General features: G+C 37.9%; 20 protein-coding genes. 7 read left to right on the forward strand and 13 right to left on the reverse strand.

Annotation, left to right across the window (positions count from 1 at the left end; all coding sequences use genetic code 11):
* Positions 1-35 precede the first annotated feature (35 nt).
* From G5B37_RS04415 to G5B37_RS04425, 3 genes are read right to left on the reverse strand one after another with little or no spacing between them, the layout of a single operon-like run.
* Complete coding sequence (locus G5B37_RS04415) at positions 36-908, reverse strand: pirin family protein (protein WP_164678857.1); 873 nt, start codon at positions 906-908, stop codon at positions 36-38.
* A 36-nt stretch (positions 909-944) separates the two neighbouring features.
* Complete coding sequence (locus G5B37_RS04420) at positions 945-1,382, reverse strand: MarR family winged helix-turn-helix transcriptional regulator (protein WP_164678858.1); 438 nt, start codon at positions 1,380-1,382, stop codon at positions 945-947.
* Between the two features lie 12 nt (positions 1,383-1,394).
* Entirely contained in the window at positions 1,395-1,931 is a 537-nt protein-coding gene (locus G5B37_RS04425) for an NADPH-dependent FMN reductase (protein ID WP_164678859.1), read from the reverse strand.
* A gap of 135 nt (positions 1,932-2,066) precedes the next feature.
* Here G5B37_RS04425 and G5B37_RS04430 point away from each other — a divergent pair, with 135 nt between their 5' ends.
* The gene (locus G5B37_RS04430) at positions 2,067-3,710 is read left to right on the forward strand and encodes an acyl-CoA carboxylase subunit beta (protein WP_164678860.1); all 1,644 of its coding nucleotides are present in this window, start codon (positions 2,067-2,069) and stop codon (positions 3,708-3,710) included.
* A 34-nt stretch (positions 3,711-3,744) separates the two neighbouring features.
* Here the strand turns inward: G5B37_RS04430 and G5B37_RS04435 are convergent, their stop codons facing one another.
* Positions 3,745-5,076 carry a M24 family metallopeptidase gene (locus G5B37_RS04435; RefSeq protein WP_164678861.1) on the reverse strand — a complete coding sequence of 444 codons (1,332 nt, stop codon included), beginning with the start codon at positions 5,074-5,076 and terminating at the stop codon, positions 3,745-3,747.
* 23 nt (positions 5,077-5,099) lie between these two features.
* Here G5B37_RS04435 and G5B37_RS04440 point away from each other — a divergent pair, with 23 nt between their 5' ends.
* Both G5B37_RS04440 and G5B37_RS04445 read left to right on the forward strand, forming a co-directional pair.
* Positions 5,100-5,855, forward strand: coding sequence for a DUF4886 domain-containing protein (locus G5B37_RS04440; protein WP_164678862.1), 756 nt, complete (start codon positions 5,100-5,102; stop codon positions 5,853-5,855).
* Between the two features lie 264 nt (positions 5,856-6,119).
* Positions 6,120-6,935, forward strand: a complete 816-nt coding sequence (locus G5B37_RS04445) for a 2,3,4,5-tetrahydropyridine-2,6-dicarboxylate N-succinyltransferase (protein ID WP_164678863.1) — start codon at positions 6,120-6,122, stop codon at positions 6,933-6,935.
* Positions 6,936-6,988: 53 nt separating this feature from the next.
* On the opposite strand, the gene G5B37_RS04450 is transcribed toward G5B37_RS04445, so the two are convergent.
* Positions 6,989-7,741 carry a lipopolysaccharide kinase InaA family protein gene (locus G5B37_RS04450; protein ID WP_164678864.1) on the reverse strand — a complete coding sequence of 251 codons (753 nt, stop codon included), beginning with the start codon at positions 7,739-7,741 and terminating at the stop codon, positions 6,989-6,991.
* Between the two features lie 44 nt (positions 7,742-7,785).
* Here G5B37_RS04450 and G5B37_RS04455 point away from each other — a divergent pair, with 44 nt between their 5' ends.
* The 4 genes from G5B37_RS04455 (at position 7,786) to G5B37_RS04470 (ending at position 12,266) form a co-directional block, all read left to right on the forward strand.
* The gene (locus G5B37_RS04455) at positions 7,786-8,865 is read left to right on the forward strand and encodes a glycosyltransferase family 9 protein (RefSeq protein ID WP_164678865.1); all 1,080 of its coding nucleotides are present in this window, start codon (positions 7,786-7,788) and stop codon (positions 8,863-8,865) included.
* Between the two features lies 1 nt (position 8,866).
* Positions 8,867-9,448, forward strand: a complete 582-nt coding sequence (locus G5B37_RS04460) for a class I SAM-dependent methyltransferase (protein ID WP_164678866.1) — start codon at positions 8,867-8,869, stop codon at positions 9,446-9,448.
* Between the two features lie 113 nt (positions 9,449-9,561).
* Positions 9,562-10,779, forward strand: a complete 1,218-nt coding sequence (dinB, locus tag G5B37_RS04465) for a DNA polymerase IV (protein ID WP_164678867.1) — start codon at positions 9,562-9,564, stop codon at positions 10,777-10,779.
* A 62-nt stretch (positions 10,780-10,841) separates the two neighbouring features.
* Positions 10,842-12,266, forward strand: coding sequence for an L-serine ammonia-lyase (locus G5B37_RS04470; RefSeq protein ID WP_164678868.1), 1,425 nt, complete (start codon positions 10,842-10,844; stop codon positions 12,264-12,266).
* An 8-nt stretch (positions 12,267-12,274) separates the two neighbouring features.
* Here G5B37_RS04470 and G5B37_RS04475 read toward each other — a convergent pair whose 3' ends face one another.
* From G5B37_RS04475 to gap, 8 genes are all read right to left on the reverse strand, one after another.
* A complete protein-coding gene (locus G5B37_RS04475) occupies positions 12,275-12,940 on the reverse strand; it encodes a response regulator transcription factor (protein ID WP_164678869.1) in 666 nt (221 codons plus the stop codon).
* 10 nt (positions 12,941-12,950) lie between these two features.
* On the reverse strand, positions 12,951-13,751 hold the full coding sequence (locus tag G5B37_RS04480; RefSeq protein ID WP_164678870.1) for a sensor histidine kinase: 801 nt from the start codon (positions 13,749-13,751) through the stop codon (positions 12,951-12,953).
* Positions 13,752-13,782: 31 nt separating this feature from the next.
* The gene (locus G5B37_RS04485) at positions 13,783-14,190 is read right to left on the reverse strand and encodes a hypothetical protein (protein ID WP_164678871.1); all 408 of its coding nucleotides are present in this window, start codon (positions 14,188-14,190) and stop codon (positions 13,783-13,785) included.
* 254 nt (positions 14,191-14,444) lie between these two features.
* Complete coding sequence (locus tag G5B37_RS04490) at positions 14,445-15,071, reverse strand: hypothetical protein (protein ID WP_164678872.1); 627 nt, start codon at positions 15,069-15,071, stop codon at positions 14,445-14,447.
* A 3-nt stretch (positions 15,072-15,074) separates the two neighbouring features.
* Complete coding sequence (locus G5B37_RS04495; RefSeq protein WP_164678873.1) at positions 15,075-15,452, reverse strand: hypothetical protein; 378 nt, start codon at positions 15,450-15,452, stop codon at positions 15,075-15,077.
* A gap of 117 nt (positions 15,453-15,569) precedes the next feature.
* Positions 15,570-17,126: a glucose-6-phosphate isomerase gene (gene pgi, locus G5B37_RS04500; RefSeq protein ID WP_164678874.1), complete on the reverse strand. Its 1,557-nt coding sequence runs from the start codon at positions 17,124-17,126 to the stop codon at positions 15,570-15,572.
* A gap of 109 nt (positions 17,127-17,235) precedes the next feature.
* Entirely contained in the window at positions 17,236-18,090 is an 855-nt protein-coding gene (locus tag G5B37_RS04505) for an N-acetylglucosamine kinase (RefSeq protein WP_164678875.1), read from the reverse strand.
* 3 nt (positions 18,091-18,093) lie between these two features.
* The gene (gene gap, locus G5B37_RS04510; RefSeq protein WP_164678876.1) at positions 18,094-19,092 is read right to left on the reverse strand and encodes a type I glyceraldehyde-3-phosphate dehydrogenase; all 999 of its coding nucleotides are present in this window, start codon (positions 19,090-19,092) and stop codon (positions 18,094-18,096) included.
* Positions 19,093-19,119: the final 27 nt, after the last annotated feature.

The following is a 19,119-nucleotide window of genomic DNA, read 5'->3' on the forward strand; positions in this document are numbered from 1 at the left end:
TTAAACAAAAAAAGCATCCATAAGATGCTTAATTGTTAGGAAGGAAGAAAACCCATTTTACCGTCTTGGAAATCGCGTAGTGCCTCCATTATTTCCGTTTGGGTATTCATTACATAAGGCCCCCAACTTGTAACCTTTTCATTTAGTGGAGCTCCCGATAAAAACAACAACTTACTAGCTGTATTTGCTTGTAATGAAAAACCATCGCCGTCTTGTTCAAACCATATTAATTGGTTTTTATTTAGCGCTAAATTGTCGGTATTATTTATCTGCACACTTCCAGATACTAAATAAACAAGTGCCTGATGTTCTTTCGGAATCTTCACTGTATATCTTCCTCCTTCGGCAGCAGAAATCATAAAAGCATTTACAGGGGTCTGGGTGGCAATTCTTCCATAGACTCCTTCAAGCTCGCCTGCAATGATTTGGATATTCACCTGTTCATCTTCGGAAGTAACAACTCTGAAATCTTCGTTTTTCTCGTGCTGATATGCTGCGGGGATCATCTTTTTTTCACTTGGTAGATTAAGCCAAAGTTGAATTCCTTCTAACGTTCCCCCTCGCTTTACAAAATCTTTTGTTGGAGCTTCGGCGTGCATGATACCACGTCCGGCGGTAGTCCATTGTACATCTCCAGATTTCACGACACTTTCATTTCCAAGCGAGTCGCGATGCAGTTGTTCTCCTTGAAGTAGAAATGTAACAGGTTCAAATCCACGATGCGGATGAGGGCCCAAATCGAATGGATTGTTTAATTCATTGATTGGGTAAGGACCGTAATGATGCAAAAGCACAAACGGATCTATTTGTTCAATTTCTTGCGTTGGTATAGGCTGTCTAAGTTTTACAGGCCCCATATTCACAAAATCACTTCTTCCAATTCTTTTTATACTATTTAGTTTCATCATCTTATCTTTTTCGTTCTACATAGTTAGGTTTTGTGGCTATCTAATTTTATCTAACAAATCGCTGAGCATTGCTGCTTCTTTCAAACTGAGATTCTCAAGGTAATCTGTACGATGTGCCTTATCTATTTCGTCTAAAAGTATTAGACCCGCTTTTGTAATTTCAACTTGCACAACACGGCGGTCGTTACTACATGCCACTCGTTTAATAAGGTTCTTATCACAGAGTTTATCCATCATCCTTGTTGCATTTGGTGCCCGTTGCAGCATTCTATCTTTAATGGTTTGTACTGGCAATACCTTTTTAGCACCACGTAATATGCGCAGCACGTTGTACTGTTGGGGAGAAATACTATATGTTTTAAAAAAGCTGTTTTGCTTACTCGTAATCCAATTTGCTGTATAGATTATGTTGAGCATGGCTTTCTGCTTATCATTTTGAAAGGTGCTTTTTATGTCTTTTGAAATATCTCCCATGACGCTTCAGGTTTATTGTTGAATAGCTGCTTGAAGTTGTTGTACTGCAACAATCAATTCTTCTTCGAACGCCTGACTTTCAATCCCATTTTCTGAAAAATTATCGTTAAAGTTGGGCAGTGAAAATGTGGCAGCAATAGCACCTCCCATGTACGGAAATCTACCTTTAGCAATGTCAAGTACTGTAGCTCCCCCTCTACCGCCTGGAGATGTAGCCATTAGCAACATTGGTTTTTCGCTCCACAATTTTCCATCGATGCGCGACATCCAGTCAAATATGTTTTTAAACACGGTTGCATAGGCGCCATTATGTTCGGCTAGGGACAAAACAATACCATCGGCTTCTTTTATATAGGAAAGAAATACCTGAGCATTTTTAGGTATACCATATTCTTTTTCATAATCAATTCCGTAGAGCGGTAGTTCAAAATCATTTAAATCTAACACCTCAATATCGACGTCGGTTAACTTACTTGCTGCGTACACTGCCAATTGTTTATTTATAGATGTACTACTGTTGCTTCCTGCAAAGGCTATTACTTTTTTCATGAATTAAATATTTAATACAAAGATATCAATTTTTATTTTCCTAGGCAACTATTTCCTAGGAATATATATAAATCGTACTATTTCCGCCGAAAAGAAGCTATAGATTTTTGTACCTTAGCGACAAAATATAAGCACGTGGATATTAACTTCAACAAGAACGAAGACTATAACAAATTAGCCCTTTCAGACCTTAAAAAACGCCTTGCAAGGGTGAAGTTAGGTGGCGGAGAAAAAAGAATTGCAAAACATCATTCTAAAGGCAAAATGACTGCCAGAGAGCGTATTGCATATTTGTTAGACGCTAAAAAACCAAGTGTAGAGATTGCTGCTTTTGCTGGCGAGGATATGTACGAAGAACATGGAGGTTGTCCTAGCGGCGGTGTGGTAGTAAAAATTGGTTATGTTCAAGGCAAGCAGTGTATTGTTGTGGCGAACGATGCTACGGTGAAAGCTGGAGCTTGGTTTCCTATAACAGGAAAGAAAAATTTACGCGCTCAGGAAATTTCTATTGAAAATAAGTTACCTATAATTTATTTGGTAGACAGCGCTGGGGTGTATTTACCAATGCAAGATGAAATTTTCCCAGATAAAGAACATTTTGGACGAATATTTAGAAATAACGCCATAATGAGCAGCATGGGAATTACACAAATTGCTGCCGTTATGGGTAGCTGTGTAGCAGGAGGTGCTTATTTGCCTATAATGAGTGACGAAGCTCTTATTGTAGATAAGACAGGGAGTATTTTCTTAGCAGGTAGTTATTTAGTAAAAGCCGCCATAGGTGAAAGCATAGACAACGAGTCGTTAGGAGGTGCTACTACACACTGTGAAGTAAGTGGCGTAACAGATTATAAAGCCAAAGACGACAAGGATGCACTTGACAAGATAAAGAACATCGTTTCTAAAATAGGAGATTTTGACAAAGCTGGTTTTAACAGAACCGAAGCAAAGAAGCCGAAAGAAAAGCAAGAAGAAATTTATGGTATTCTACCTAAATCGCGCGCAGACCAATACGACATGCGTGAAATTATAAAACGCTTGGTAGACGACAGTGATTTTGAAGAATACAAGGAGGGCTATGGTCAAACTATATTAACAGGATATGCTCGTATTGATGGCTGGGCGGTTGGTATTGTTGCGAATCAGCGTAAGTTAGTAAAAACCACTAAGGCAAAGACAAAGCCAAGTGAAATGCAATTTGGTGGAGTAATCTATAGCGACAGTGCCGATAAAGCAACTCGATTTATAGCCAATTGTAATCAGAAAAAGATACCGTTGGTGTTTCTACAAGATGTCACTGGCTTTATGGTAGGAAGTAAAAGCGAACATGGAGGTATTATTAAAGATGGCGCTAAAATGGTAAATGCTGTGAGCAATAGTGTGGTACCTAAATTCACCATTGTAATCGGGAATAGTTATGGTGCCGGAAACTATGCGATGTGCGGAAAAGCCTACGACCCACGACTGATTGTTGCTTGGCCAAGTGCAGAACTTGCAGTGATGAGTGGTAACAGTGCAGCAAAGGTATTGCTACAAATTGAAACAGCCTCTCTGAAAAAGCAAGGCAAGGAAATTTCCGAAGAAGACGAGAAAAAATTATATGATAAAATTAAGGCGCGATACGATCGTCAGATTTCTCCCTATTATGCGGCATCTAGAATTTGGACTGATGCGGTTATAGATCCGTTAGACACCAGAAAATGGATATCTATAGGTATTGAAGCCGCTAATCATGCACCTATTGAAAAGCCTTTTAATTTGGGGGTGATACAGGTTTAGTGAGTAGTGAGTAGTGAGTAGTGAAACATATATACTAATCTATTGCTTTCACAGCTTCCTGCCTTCCATTCACATATCGAAATCCGTTGGGCCCCCAAAATCCTGCTTCCTCTAGCATAATACGCACGTCTTTATCCCACTCCTTAATGTAAGTAGTATTATTAAGTTCAATTGCGTACACGGTATTTTCATGTAGCGGATAATCGCCATTTACCGGAACACCGCCCTGACTGTCCCACATTCCTAAGGTTGTTCCTGAGCTATGGCCATAGGTTCCTAAGGGGTGTGTATAAATTGCAGGACGCAATCCTTCGGCTTTACCTTCGGCTAGAGACTTTAGTAAAATCTCGTTGCCAGTTTTTCCAGTTTCGAAATTATCAGTAAAAATATCTTGTACACGGTTACCAGTTGCGAATGCTTCAGCTAAAAAATCTGGTACTTTTGTTTCGCCTTCTTTCAAAATATAGCCGTGTTGCTGGCAATCTGTATTTAAAGTAATGTATGTAATCCCAAAATCACAGTGTATTAAATCTCCTGGCTGTATTACATCATCTTTTTTTGCTTTACTGAAGGATTCAATATGGCTTTTCAATTTTCGGTCACTGCGCTGCACATCTATAGTTGGGTGAAACCAAGTTTCTAGTCCCATGTCTGTTACTTTTTGACGCATCCACCAAACCACGTCGTCTGTGGTTGTTTTTCCTGGAGTGATTACTTTACTAGAAAATGCTTCGTCTATAATATCGTGGGTAACTTGAACCAAGGTGTTATACAGCTCCATTTCTATCTGGGTGCGTGTTTCAATCCATGCGATAGCCAATTTTTCTGCGGAAACGAGCTTATTTTCAAGTGCGGGAGGTAATGCATCCTTGAGTTCTTCAAAATCTGTATGCACGAGACCGTCTGCAATTGCAAAGTGTTTGCTATAGTTTATTGCTATTTTCTCAGGATTTCGCTCTTCAATAATCTCAACCAATCGTTTCCATTGGTCTGGCTGTTTTTCTTTATCCCATGCAGAGGTAATATTTTCACCAACGTCGTAACGTGCCACGGCTAGTTTTTCGATAGTATTTTTTGCTTTGTTTCGATAAAAAACCAATATGGTTCTACGTCGGGCATTTAACCATCTTGCGGGCAACATGGTTCGCATAACAGGGTCTTCGTTATACTCGCGAGAAATTACAACCCACATATCAATATTGGTGTCATCCATTAGTTTTGGCAAAAGATTATTAAAGCGATCTGCTAGTATTTCGTCACGTTTAGTGGCGCGATCCCATTCTGAAAGTATCTGCGCACATATTTCCGAAGAAAAAAAGATACAACTAACAAGGGTGATGGTTTTAATGAGCGAACTGATTTTCATATCTTTAAAATAAAATTAGTATTGTGAAATATTGGTCTTTATTCGTGATTACTTTGATTATTGCCGGCTGCAGTGACACTTCAGAAGCACCAGCAATGATGCAACAAGACGATGATCCGATTGATGACCCTAATATCGTAAACATTTTATTTATTGGCAACAGCCTGACCTTCTTTAACAATGGTGTAGATTTTCACGTACAGCAATTTTACGACAATGGTGCTCAAGGTGGCGATCAAGTGCTTACAGACGAACGAACCCTCCCAGGATATACTTTGCACCAACATTTAAACAATGCTGGCACAACAAATAAACTAGAAAGTAAAACTTGGGATGTTGTAGTGTTACAAGAAAATGGTGATCATGCACGTACCAATCCAGAAGACGCTTTAGCCTCTTTTAATGCCTACAAGGAGTATTTTGAAGGTAAATCTACGCAAGTATACCTCTTTATGACATGGGAATATACAGGTTTTCCAAAAATGACAGAACAGTTAGAAACCCTGTATTATCAAGCAGCTACAGAAACTGGGTTTACGGTTTTACCTGTTGGTTTAGGTTGGCGGGACGTGAATGCTACGAAACCGGAGTATGAGTTGTTAAGTCCAGATGGTGTTCACCCAAGTTTGTACGGAACTTATTTTTCTGCCGCAATGATTTTTGAAATACTATCAGGGCAGCAGGTAACAACAAATAGTTATGCTCCTCAATTACCTGTTGCACACAGTATGCAACTTAAGCAATATGCGCATGACGCAGTTGTAAATTATTTTAATTAAAAAAAGGAGCTATATTTCTATAACTCCTTTTACCAACATCCCCAACTTTCCTCCTCCGTGAGGGTGTTTTGTTTCTTTATGCTTAATTACAATGTAAATATAAAGTCAAAACATTACCCTAATTAGCGTAATTGAGGGAACCATCCTTTAGAATGAGGGAACGTGTCTTTTTAGCTATTTTTTACCTTATAAGCGTACTTAGATACTCCGCTATATATGTATCTTTACAGTACAAAACAGAAGATCAATTTTTAGCTTTTAACAATGACTGAACTCCAAAAAACTATTGAGACTGCATGGGACGACCGTTCCCTCCTTACGAATCCGGAAACTATCGCTGCCATTAGAGAAGTAGTACGTTTATGTGACGAAGGCACACTGCGCTGTGCAGAGCCTACTTCCTCTGGATGGCAAGTAAACGAGTGGGTGAAAAAGGCAGTGGTTTTGTATTTCCCAATTCAAAAGATGGAAACCATGGAGGCAGGTATTTTTGAGTACCATGATAAAATACCACTAAAGCGCGGGTATGAAGCCAAAGGTATTCGTGTGGTACCACATGCAGTTGCACGTCATGGAGCATATATTAGCAAGGGCGTAATTATGATGCCTAGCTATGTAAATATTGGTGCCTATGTAGATGAAGGTACCATGGTAGATACTTGGGCTACCGTAGGTAGTTGTGCTCAAATTGGTAAGAATGTACATCTTAGTGGCGGTGTGGGTATTGGTGGCGTATTAGAACCGTTGCAAGCGGCCCCAGTAATTATTGAAGACAATGCTTTTATAGGCTCAAGAAGCATTGTAGTTGAAGGCGTTCGAGTAGAAAAGGAAGCCGTACTAGGCGCAAACGTTGTACTTACCGCTTCAACCAAAATTATTGATGTTACAGGAGATACGCCAAAAGAAATGCGCGGATTGGTACCTGCTAGATCTGTTGTTATACCTGGTAGCTACACCAAGAAATTTCCTGCAGGGGAATTTCAAGTAAGTTGTGCACTCATCATTGGTGAACGCAAAGAAAGTACCAATAAAAAGACTTCGCTCAACGACGCATTACGTGAATATGATGTAGCGGTATAAGGACGTAAATCAACAATCTCAGTGTAAAAGTGATAAGTAGTGCGAGGTGAAAATTATTTTCTTCGTCGCTTACGCAATTTTTTACTGTTTACTTTTTTCTGAAATTCCCTGCTGTGCTTTGTCATAAGTGCATGGGTTTCTTTTTCAGATGTTCCAAAAAGCGATGCATACTCTTTTGCCATGATATTAATCATAGTTTTTGAAAGCCACAGCCGCCTAAAGTTATGCATGCGTTGGTCTAAGTTTAATGTCTCAAAACGCATTCTATTTAAATCAATTAGATAGAAATCGTATGCCCCCTCTCCCCTATGTTTTATAAGGGTATTTCCTGGAGAATGGTCTAAAAAGTTGATGCTATTTTCGTGTAGCTGAAACGTGAACGCCGCCATTTGTTTTAGTATTTCAGCACGATTGGGCCACCTTGGGTTGTGGTTAAGCACTCTAAAGTCGAAATCGTATGCCACATGTTCAGAAACGTAATAACTGTCTTTTAGTCCACCGCTAAAATTTTCTAGATAGGCCACAGGAAACGGGGTTTTTATGCCTTTTTCAATAAGGAGTGAAGCATATTCGAAAGATCGTTTTGCTTTACTTTTCCGAAGAAAACGGTACACCAAACTTTGTGCTAGGTTAGGCGTTTTAAATCGTTTAATATTAAACGTTTGTCCGTCGAGGGTTACTTTTTTAATTACGTTTCTATCTCCTTTTGTGACGTAATCACCAGAAGTTTCGAAGTCTAGTAAAACCTCGTGCAGTGCTTTTTCAAACACAGTAAACTTAGGATGCATAACAAAATGAGTCGTCATTTTAATTTTAATAACTTCAAAAAAAGAGATACTTTGCGAAGGTAATGCAACCAAAGAAAATACTTGTTATACAAAACAAAAGAATTGGCGATGTGCTCATAAGCTCTGTGATTGCCAATAATATTAAAAAGGTATTTCCGGAGAGTGAAGTTACTTATTTTGTGTACGATTACACAGTAGGTGTTTTGGAAGAAAATCCGAATATTGACCATATCATTCGCATACAAGAAAAGTGGTTGAAAAAAATCCCCAACCTACTTAAAACACTACGTAACATAAGAAAACAGCGGTACGATATTATTTTTGACCCCTACTCAAAGTTTCAGAGTAGACTTATCTGCTTATTTTCTAACGCACCTATGCGTATCGGACTTAAACGTGCTAATAAAGAATTAAAATTTCGGTTTTACACACATCCTGTCAGTCTTTTAGAAAAGCGTAGCCATGCTTGTGGGAAAGCTATTGAAGACAGGATTCATATGATTTCTTCCGTTTTTGAGCTAAAACAGCCTAATTACGAACCAAAAATTTTCTTAACAGAGAACGAACGGCAAAACAAGACGGTTTCCGAAGTAAAAAAGCCTATTATTATGCTCGGGGTTTTAGGGAGCACACCTCAAAAGTCGATGCCGTATGAGTTTGTAGCAAAGCTTGTAGATTATATTACTGAGACGTATAATATTACGCTACTTTTTAACTACGCGCCACATCAAAAACCAGAGGCGTTAAAAATTTATGAGCTCTGTAAGCATAAAGAACAGATTAATTTAGACATTTATGCCAATAGCATTCGCGATTTTGCAGTGTTAATGAATAAGTGTGATATATTGGTAGCAAACGAAGGCGGAAGTGTACACATTGCCAAGGCACTTCAAAAGCCAACATTTACCATTTATTCGCCTTATGTAAACAAAGAACATTGGAGTAGTTTTGAAGATAAAATCTTTCATGAATCTATTCATCTTTTAGAAGAAAAACCTGATCTTTTTAGTAGCTTTACGTTGGAAGAACGAAGACGTATTGAAGAAAATCCAGATGCGTTATACCACCAGCTCACCCCAGAACTTATCTTGGGTAAGCTAAAACCGTACTTAGCTCACCAACTTTCTAACGCAAAGAAATAGTATGAATTTACTAGACAAGTTTCATCATTGGCGTCGCAAACAACGCTGGAATAAGCAATACAAAAGTGGCCGCTGGGACAGTTTACAGGACGAAAAAGAAGCGAAAAGGTACCAAACTATTGTAGATTTTGCGAAAAGATTTGCACCTGAGAATCCGTCGGTTTTAGACATAGGCTCTGGAGATGGTGTGCTTACTGAACGGTTTGGGTCTGAAAATTACAGTTATTTCTTAGGAGTAGATTTTTCTAAAGTTTCCATAGAAAAAGCAAAAGAGAAAGGTTATAAAAAAGCAGTTTTTGAAACTGCAGATGCCATAACTTTTTCGCCAAAACAAAACTTTGATGTTATTGTTTTTAATGAAGCCTTTTACTATATTCATGACACCGAAAAACAAAACGTTCTTGATAGAATGTTGGCCTCACTCACCAAAGAAGGTATCTTAATTACCTCTATTTACAGAGAAGGTCATGGTTGTTGGGAGTTCTTTAAAGAAAATCCAACGTTAAAAGAGCTCGCTTTTGAAAAAGTAACTACCAATGAGGAGTTACGCTATTGGAAGATTGGAGCGTATAAATTGAAGTAACAACACACAATTTTAAATTTATTGAAATTATTTCAGCTCAACTCATTGTACTGAAATAGAAAGACAACCCATACCTTAATATTTTTTTACTGTACTTCGGAAAGATTAGCACAATGAATACACCTCGCAATATTGTACATATGGATTTAGACACTTTTTTTGTGTCTTGCGAACGATTGCTTGATAGTAAACTAAAGGGAAAACCTGTGCTAATTGGTGGCACCACAGACCGCGGGGTAGTTGCCTCATGCAGTTATGAAGCACGCACCTTTGGAGTACACTCTGCCATGCCTATGCGACTGGCAAAACAACTTTGCCCAGAAGCAATTGTGCTACGAGGTAATTCGGGTATTTACAGCAAGTTTTCGAACGATGTAACCGAAATCATTAAAGAAACTGTGCCTTTATACGAAAAAACATCGGTAGACGAATTTTATATCGATCTAACCGGTATGGACAAATTCTTTGGGTGTCATCAACTGTCGTCCGAGCTTCGCGATAGAATCATGAAAGAAACGGGGCTTCCTATATCGTTTGGACTTTCGACCAACAAAACGGTTTCTAAAATAGCCACTGGAGAAGCAAAACCCAACAACAAAATTTTTGTAAATCGAGGTACCGAAAAACCTTTTCTCTCTCCCCTTTCAGTAAGTAAAATCCCTATGGTTGGTAAAGTTACCTATAGAAAGCTCTGTGATTTAGGCATTAAGCGTATTCAGACTATTCAGGAAATGCCCATAGAAATGATGCATAAGGTATTTGGTAAAAACGGACAGGTAATTTGGAAAAAAGCCAACGGAATTGACAACAGCCCTGTGGTGCAATACTCAGAACGTAAATCAATTTCTACAGAACGCACTTTCAATCGCGATACTACCGATGTAAAAAAGTTGGAGAGTATTATTGTAGCAATGGCAGAAAATTTGGTATACCAATTAAGACGTGGCAATAAACTAACAGCCTGCGTGACCTTTAAAATTAGATTTTCAGATTTTCAGACCTATACATTACAAAAACGCATTCCGTACAGTGCGGCAGACCATAAAATCATTCCTGTGGTAATGGCTTTGTATAAAAAACTATACCAGCGTAGACTCTTAGTGCGTTTGGTAGGTGTTAAGTTTAGCCACCTTGTAGAAGGCGGTCAGCAAATAGATTTATTTGATGACAACGAGAAAATAATAAACCTTTATCAGGCAATGGATAAAATGCGCGAACGCTATGGCGATCGTTCTGTGATGAAAGCGGCTGGCATGGGAGCTAAAAGCATTAGTCGTTGGAATCCTTTTACAGGAGAGCCACCTCCCTTACTAGCCAACAGAAGGCAATAAATTAGTCCTTAAAATCACTACACAACCAATACTATCTTATATTTGTTCTGAAAATTTCATCTATGGAAAGTATCAGTGTTTTTGATATGCTTAGTATTGGTGTTGGACCATCTAGCTCCCACACTTTAGGTCCTTGGCGCGCCGCCAATATGTGGATTAAAAAGCTCCAACAGCGTGAGTTATTTACAGGAGTGGCCACGGTTAAAGTTAATTTATACGGTTCGCTATCCCTTACTGGAAAAGGCCATGCTACAGATATAGCCGTAGTTATGGGACTAATGGGCACCGATCCTGTTAGCTGTAATATCGATAACATACAACCAGAAATAGATAAGCTGAAAGAAAACGCTATTTTAAAATTAAATAACGAAAAGCCGATTACTTTCAATTTTAAAGAAAACATTGTTTTTAATAGAAAATTCTTAGACTTTCACCCCAATGGCATCACCTTTGAAGCCACACTTAGAAACGGTAAAAAAACACGAGACACCTACTATTCTATAGGTGGCGGATTTGTGGTACAGAAAGAGCGAGCCAGAGCCAAACGACAAACTGAAAAATTTAAAAGTTTCCCTTATCCTATTTCGTTAGCTACGGAAATCTTAGAGCATTGTACCACTGAGAATATTTCCATAAGTGAACTTGTCCTGCGCAACGAGCTTTCACTACGCGACCCAGAAAGAATAGACGCCAAAATGAAAGCCATTTGGGATGTTATGCTAGAAAGCATGTATATTGGCTGCCATACTAAAGGTATTTTACCCGGCGGACTAAACGTCGTGCGCCGAGCGTTTGAAACGCATGAAAGGTTAAAAGGCACCACTCCATACACAAACAAATACGAATGGATACAATCTATTCGTAGTACTGAAGTAAAATTTAGACAAATACTAAAATGGGTGAGCTGTTTTGCTTTAGCTGTTAACGAAGTAAATGCGTCGTTAGGTCGTGTAGTTACAGCTCCTACAAACGGTAGTGCTGGAGTAATTCCCGCTGTACTAATGTATTATTTAGTTATTGAAAATCACGACGGAAATTTTGACGACGTTAAGAAATTCTTACTTGTAGCAGGAGAAATAGGTAGCTTGTTTAAAAAGAATGCGACCATTAGTGCTGCTATGGGTGGTTGTCAAGCCGAAATTGGCGTTTCATCTGCAATGGCTGCAGCAGCGTTAACAGAACTTATGGGTGGTTCACCTGCACAAGTACTCATTGCCGCAGAAATTGCCATGGAACATCATTTAGGAATGACCTGTGACCCTATAGGCGGATTGGTTCAAATACCTTGTATTGAACGTAATGCCATGGGTGCAATAAAAGCTATAAATGCATGCGAAATGGCGCTAGACAGAGACCCCGTAGACGTAAAAATTCCTTTAGACAAGGTTATTGCAACCATGTGGGAGACAGCCAAAGACATGACAACTAAATACAAAGAAACAAGCGAAGGCGGACTTGCAGTACAAGTAAACTTAAGCGACTGTTAGCCTGATTATTAATCGGTAATAATAGGAGGAACCAGATTATTCTGAATGGCAAAAATGACCAAACCAGCAATATTTTTAACCCCCGTTTTTAATAATAAGTTTTTGCGATGTACTTCAACCGTACGTGGGCTGATATACAATTGTTCTGCAATTTCAGATGTTTTGTATTGCTTGCAAATAAGCTCTAAAACTTGAGCTTCCCTATCTGTAAGGAAATCGGCATCATGAAACGATTTATCGTCTCCCGTTCCAGAATACTTATTGTTTAAAATATCCATCACCTGTTTATCGTAATAAAATCCGTTGTAATACACTTGGTTTACCGTGTGAATTACCTGCTTAGGTGTTGCATTTTTAACTAAATAAGCACTCGCACCAACGTCTATCATATTTTTTATGAAGGGTTTGGTATTGTATGTTGTAAGTGCTACGATACCTATCTCCGGATAATCACGATGTATAATTTTAGTAGCTTCTACCCCATTTAATTTTGGCATCTTAATATCGGTAATCACAATATCTGGCAATTGTTTCTGTGCAGCAAGAAACGTAAGCAAATCTTCCCCGTTTTCAGCTTGGTGGATTACCTCTATGTTTGGATCACGTGAGAAGATATGGGCAATACCCACTCTAAAAAGCTCCTCATCGTCTGCTATTACGACTTTAATTTTCACGATATATTGATTAGTTAGTTGGTACTATCAAGTGTAATGACATTCCTTCGTTTGGTTTTGAATCTAACGTTACATGGGCATCAAGAATAACCGCCCGGTTGTGTATTCCTGAAAGTCCGAGCCCTTTTGCCATCCTACCTGTTTCCAGTTCGAACCCTTTGCCATTATCTTGGTAGTGTAAATGTACAGCGTTTTCGATAGATTTTAATGATAAAACAACCAATTTTGCGTCAGCATACTTAATCGTATTATTAAAAAGCTCCTGTACTATTCTAAAGACATGCAGTGCGTTACTTTCAGTAAGAACATTGGCAGATTCATCTAAATCTGGCTCAATAATTATTGTCCCACACTCTTTAACCTGATCGCATAACTCATCGACTGCCGCTACTAACCCAAACTTTTCTAAAGACGGCGGTAACAAATCGTGAGCTATACGTCTAGAATTCTCAAGCACTGTCTTTGTCACATTTACAATACTTTCGCCAAGCGTATTTGCTTCATGGGTAGTGATCGTTTCTTCGGTAAGGAAATTAGCATTGAGTGAAACAATATTGAGTTTAGAGCTAATGGCATCGTGAAGGTCTTGCGCAATTCTTTTTCGTTCTTCTTCCTGTGTTACTAGTGATGTTCTTAGAACTTCTTGTTGATGATCTATTTTTAAGCGAGCCTTCTCAAGTTCAGTTTTTGTAATTTTTTTTCGAGATAAATAGAAAAATGCGATAATGGCAGTAGACATCAATAATAATAGAATGATGGCTATGAGAATTACAGTAATTATTTGGTTATCCTGTATGAGTGGTTCTTCCATATGTACGAAGATACTACTTTGAAATTGCTTGTTATACCATTTTTTTTCTTCGGAAATTTTTAAACCATTCAATTAATATTAATGTTAGAAAAATAAAATATAACACATCGTTTATCGAGTTAAAAATAGCCCGTATTAGAAACGGAAGCTCTAAATTCTGTATCCAATCTGTTGTAGAAAAAAATAAAATACTCGCCATGAAGTACATCAAGACCCCTGCGTTAACAAAAAGAAAATCGGCATCTCCCTCTAGCGACTTATAATAATAAAGCAATGCATAAATAACGATTAAACTCTGGGTTACACTAAGTCCAAACGGATTAAAATCTTTAACTGTCTCTGGTAACCACAGGTACTGAATTAGGAGACTACCTAGGACGAATGGTATAAGCCACAGCAACCAATTCTTCCGAAGTAAAAAATAATAAAAAAGTGACATACATATATATTGCCCAATAAAATAGTACGGGAATAAGAAAAGATTATTTGTCCCATAATGCGCGTGAATTAAAAGCAACAACTGGATAATTGCAATGAATACTAAATAAACACTGAAAGTTTTATAAGCTGGAGTCTTGTATCGAAAGCGAGCTACAAATAATATAGCCACCACGACAGAAAGGAAAATTAAAAAATCATTAAAAACTGAAGCAAGCATGAATTTGGGGATAGCACGTTAGGTTGTTTGCTATTCTATTTTGATGAACGATAATTTCGGAACCATTCTACAAACACTAAAACTAAAAAAATAAAATATAAAAACTGGTTTATTATTCCGATGTAGCGTTGCGTTTCTTTGGGAAGGTTTAGATCTAAAATTAGATTTCCAGAAGCGAAAAGTAAAATACTGGTTAAAAAATATAATAAAATACCTGTATTCACTAAGAGAAATAAGTTATGACCAGAAAGTGATTTGTAATAATAAAGTAATGCATATACCACAATAATACTTTGGGTAATACTAACCCCTATGGTATGGTATTGGTTAAAAATAGCAGGATTTACAGCATAATACCCCCCTAAACCAATAAGCACTACAATAAGTATCCAAACTATTAACCTACTTTTTAAAAGCTGCCTATAAAAGAGAGATAACAATATAAACTGCCCCACAAAATAGTAATGAAAAAAGAAAATGCTGTTTAGCTTCTTGTAGGCATAAATGTACATAACAATTTGTATCACTGCGACTAGCAAAAGATACAAGGTAAAAAAGGTATAGGCTTTACTTTGTCTTGTAAAGCCTATACTATAAAGCAAAGCTAAAATAATTGAAATTATAGTTAGTCCATCCGCTATGTAGAGTGACAAGTCAGTCATTTCTTAATTCAAAGAACTAGATTTATCACAATGCGGTGGGCAGGGTTTTACAAAATCCCAAATGCTGTTTTTATTTCCATCTGCTTGGTTAGATGTTTCAGGGAGTAAATCTCTATAAACACCTGTTTCATCTATCTCAGTACCAACAATTACTAATTTTTCAGTATTATCGCTTGGATCTACTGCTAAATAAGCACGTACACATGCATCGCTAGAATCGTCAGGATTTCCCATTTCAGCTAACACATCATTTAAGTCCTGAACGGGTATTAAAAAACCATTACATTCATTGTGCTTATTGTAGTCCGATTCTGAATTACGCCATTCTGTGGTCCAAGCAATTGCTTTGTCTAAACTAATTTTCTTGTTCTTTTCACTCATAATTTTAAAATTTTAAAGGTTAGTTTGCTCTATACCAAAGACATACGTCTAGCAGTATAAAACAGTGATTAATTATTCATAAAAATAAGGAAAGATGGTAAAGAAAAACGGTGATTCCTACAGTTTTTTGAGCAGTGCTTTAGTGGAGGCATTAGCAACCCCTTTTGTATCTTTGTTTTGAATAGCCTTTAGCGTTTTAGTAGCTAGTTTTTTTCCAAGTTCTACACCCCATTGGTCATAGCTATAAATATTCCAGACAATGCCTTGTACAAATAGTTTGTGCTCATACAAGGCTAGTAAACTTCCTAGGTTTTTAGGCGTTAACTTCCTTATAAGTAAGGTAGTGCTTGGGTTGTTACCAACAAAATTTCTAAACGGTTCATCAGGGTTATCTTTCCCTTCCATAAGTGCTTCCGTCTGGGCAAGGCAATTAGCCAAGAGTATATTATGATGCTCTCCAAGCGTATGTAGCGATTCAGAAAAACAAATAAATTCGGCCGGAATCAGTTTTGTTCCTTGATGTAGTAGTTGAAAAAACGCATGTTGAGAGTTGGCGCCTGTAGCTCCCCAAATAATGTTTCCTGTTTGGTATTTTATAGATGCTCCATTGCGATCTACAGATTTTCCATTACTCTCCATAATAGCCTGCTGTAAATACGGCACTAGTTCTCTTAAAGTTTCAGCATACGGAATAACAGCTTCAGTTTCACATGCAAAAAAGTTATTGTACCAAACCGATATAAGTCCTAACGCCACAGGAATATTCTCAGACAACGGTGCCGTTTTAAAGTGAATATCCATTTCATGGGCTCCTTTTAGCAAAGCTTCAAAATGATGGTAACCCACCCCACAACAGATAGACAAGCCCACGGCACTCCACAATGAGAAACGACCTCCTACCCAATCCCACATGGGAAAAATGTTTTCTTCTAGTATTCCAAAATTCTGTACTTCATCTATATTAGCAGAAACAGCTACAAAATGATTTTTAACTGCAGAACTTGGTGCCGAATCTAAAAACCACTGCTTTACCGTAGCCGCATTGGTGCGTGTCTCTTGGGTGGTAAACGTTTTAGATACTACAACAAATATTGTTGTTTCACGGTCAAGTGTTTTTAATGACTCGGCAAGAAAGTCGCCGTCTACATTAGAAATAAAACGCAGCTCTATATGGTTTCTATACGAATGGAGGGCTTCGCAAACCATTCGCGGACCAAGATTGCTACCACCAATACCTATATTTACAATTGTTTTAATGGTTTTCCCAGTATACCCTTTCCAATTACCATCAATTACATTGTTTGAAAACGTTTTCATTTTCTGTAACGTCTCAGCTACAACAGGGTTCATAATGCCAAAATCACGTAAGGCCGAATGTAAAACAGCCCTATTTTCTGTTTCATTAATTGCTTCACCATTTATTTGTGCCGAAATTGCCTGCGGTAAATTAACCTCTTCTGCAAGTTGAAGTAAAAGGCTGCGCGTCTCTTTTGTAATCCTGTTTTTTGAAATATCTACATAAAAATCGTTCCAGTCTAAACTGAAATCTGCGACCCGCCCCTCATCTAAAGCAAACAAATCGTTTAAATGAACATCTTTAATTTTATTAAAATGAGTTTGCAATGCTTTCCAGGCGTTGGTAGAAGTTGGATTTATTTTAGGTATTGACGACATTATATGTATTTGATTTTCAGGAACAAACTGCCTTTTTATGCTTTCGTTTTCTATATACCAAGTTATAAAAACATGTTAGAAAATCGAACTCCTTTGTAAACAGATTACACTACTCTTTAATTTTACGCTGATAATAGGCCACCAAACCATCCATAGGGCGGCGTACTATGTTTCCTAATTGATATCCTTCGGCTTTTAAACATCGTTCTATAATAGGGCTGCTAAAGTGAGCAATACTACCTATAAAATGAATGGGTACATTAGATGCTTCAGGAAACGTTTGGATTCTACAAGTTATAAATTCTTTTATTCCTTTTTCAACTACAGAAACACAGTATGAATCTGTAATTTCTTCGGTAAAAATAAATTGCGCGAAGGAAGCTAAATAGGCATTCGGATTTGGTTTCTGGTATATATTTACTTTGATATCGTCTGCCTTCAAATTGTAAGCAGCTTCAAACCTACCTGCCGTATCTTGAGGCATTTTACGATAAAAATAATCACGAAGCAGCTCCTTTCCGAAGTAATTTCCACTTGCCTCATCCATAATGCTATACCCCAATGAAGGTATTGGCGCGTGGATTTGGTTTCCGTCAAAATAACAACTGTTTGAGCCTGTCCCTAGTATACAAACAATACCTGGAGCTTCAGTTACTGCATAAACCGCCGCCGCAAGATCTTCTTGAACCTTTACCTTTCCTTTGCTAAAAAGGGATGACAAAACATCCTTCAGTATGTTGCGAGGCGTTATCGTACCACAGCCTGCTCCATAAAAATCTAAGGTTTCTACTAGTTGAAAAAATTCTTTGAGCTCACTATTTTCCTCTATTCGTTTCTGTATTTCTTCTGAAGAGATTACAGTAGGGTTAAGACCTTGTGTTCTTGTTTTTAGTACTACCTCGCCCTTATGGTCTAATAATAGCCAATCACATTTTGTAGAACCTCCGTCTGTGAATAAAATCATAGATTACATAGTGGCAACGTGCCTGGTTAAGTCAATTAGTTTTGCAGAATACGCATATTCGTTATCATACCAAGCCACTAATTTAAAGAAATTGTCGTTAAGAGCCATTCCAGCATTTGCGTCGAAATTACAAGTATGGGCATCACTAACAAAGTCTTGAGATACCACAGGGTCTTCGGTATAGGCTAAAATTCCTTTGTAAGCTCCTTGCGCTTCTTTCTTAAAAATTTCGCAAAGCCCTTCGTAGCTAATTCCTTTCTTTGTGCGTACGGTAAGATCTACCACAGATACATCTACGGTGGGAACCCTAAATGCCATACCTGTTAATTTTCCTTTTAAGCTTGGAATTACTTTGGTTACTGCCACAGCAGCACCTGTTGTTGATGGAATGATATTATTTACACCACTACGCCCCAAACGATAATTTTTCTTTGAAGGTTGATCTACCGTAGATTGCGTAGCTGTTAATGAATGTACGGTGGTCATTAGACCTTCTTCAATACCTAAGTGATCTTCAATAATTTTTGCCAACGGTGCTAAGCAATTCGTAGTACAAGAGGCATTAGATACAATGGTATCTGTAGATTTCACCTCTTTGTGATTTACACCCATAACAAACATTGGTGCATCTTTAGAAGGAGCAGAAATAACCACTTTCTTCGCACCAGCTTTAAGATGAGCAGAAGCAGATTCTTTAGTGGTAAAAATACCCGTACAATCTACAACCACAGCAGCTTCAACGGCATCCCATTGTAAGTTTTCAGGATTGCGTTCACTCGTTACACGTATCTCACGACCATCTACCACTAGTTTGCCATCTTTTACACTTACAGTTCCTGGGTATTTACCATGAACAGAATCGTATTCTAAGAGATAGGCCAGATGCGCTACGTCTAATAAATCGTTTACAGCTACAACTTCTACCGTTGGGTCTTGAGATGCTATTCTAAAGGCTATTCTTCCAATGCGTCCAAAACCATTAATTGCAATTTTTACTTTCATAGGTACGTACCGAAAAGTCGGCTGACT

Source organism: Rasiella rasia (assembly GCF_011044175.1).
GTDB classification, from domain to species: Bacteria; Bacteroidota; Bacteroidia; order Flavobacteriales; family Flavobacteriaceae; genus Marinirhabdus; species Marinirhabdus rasia.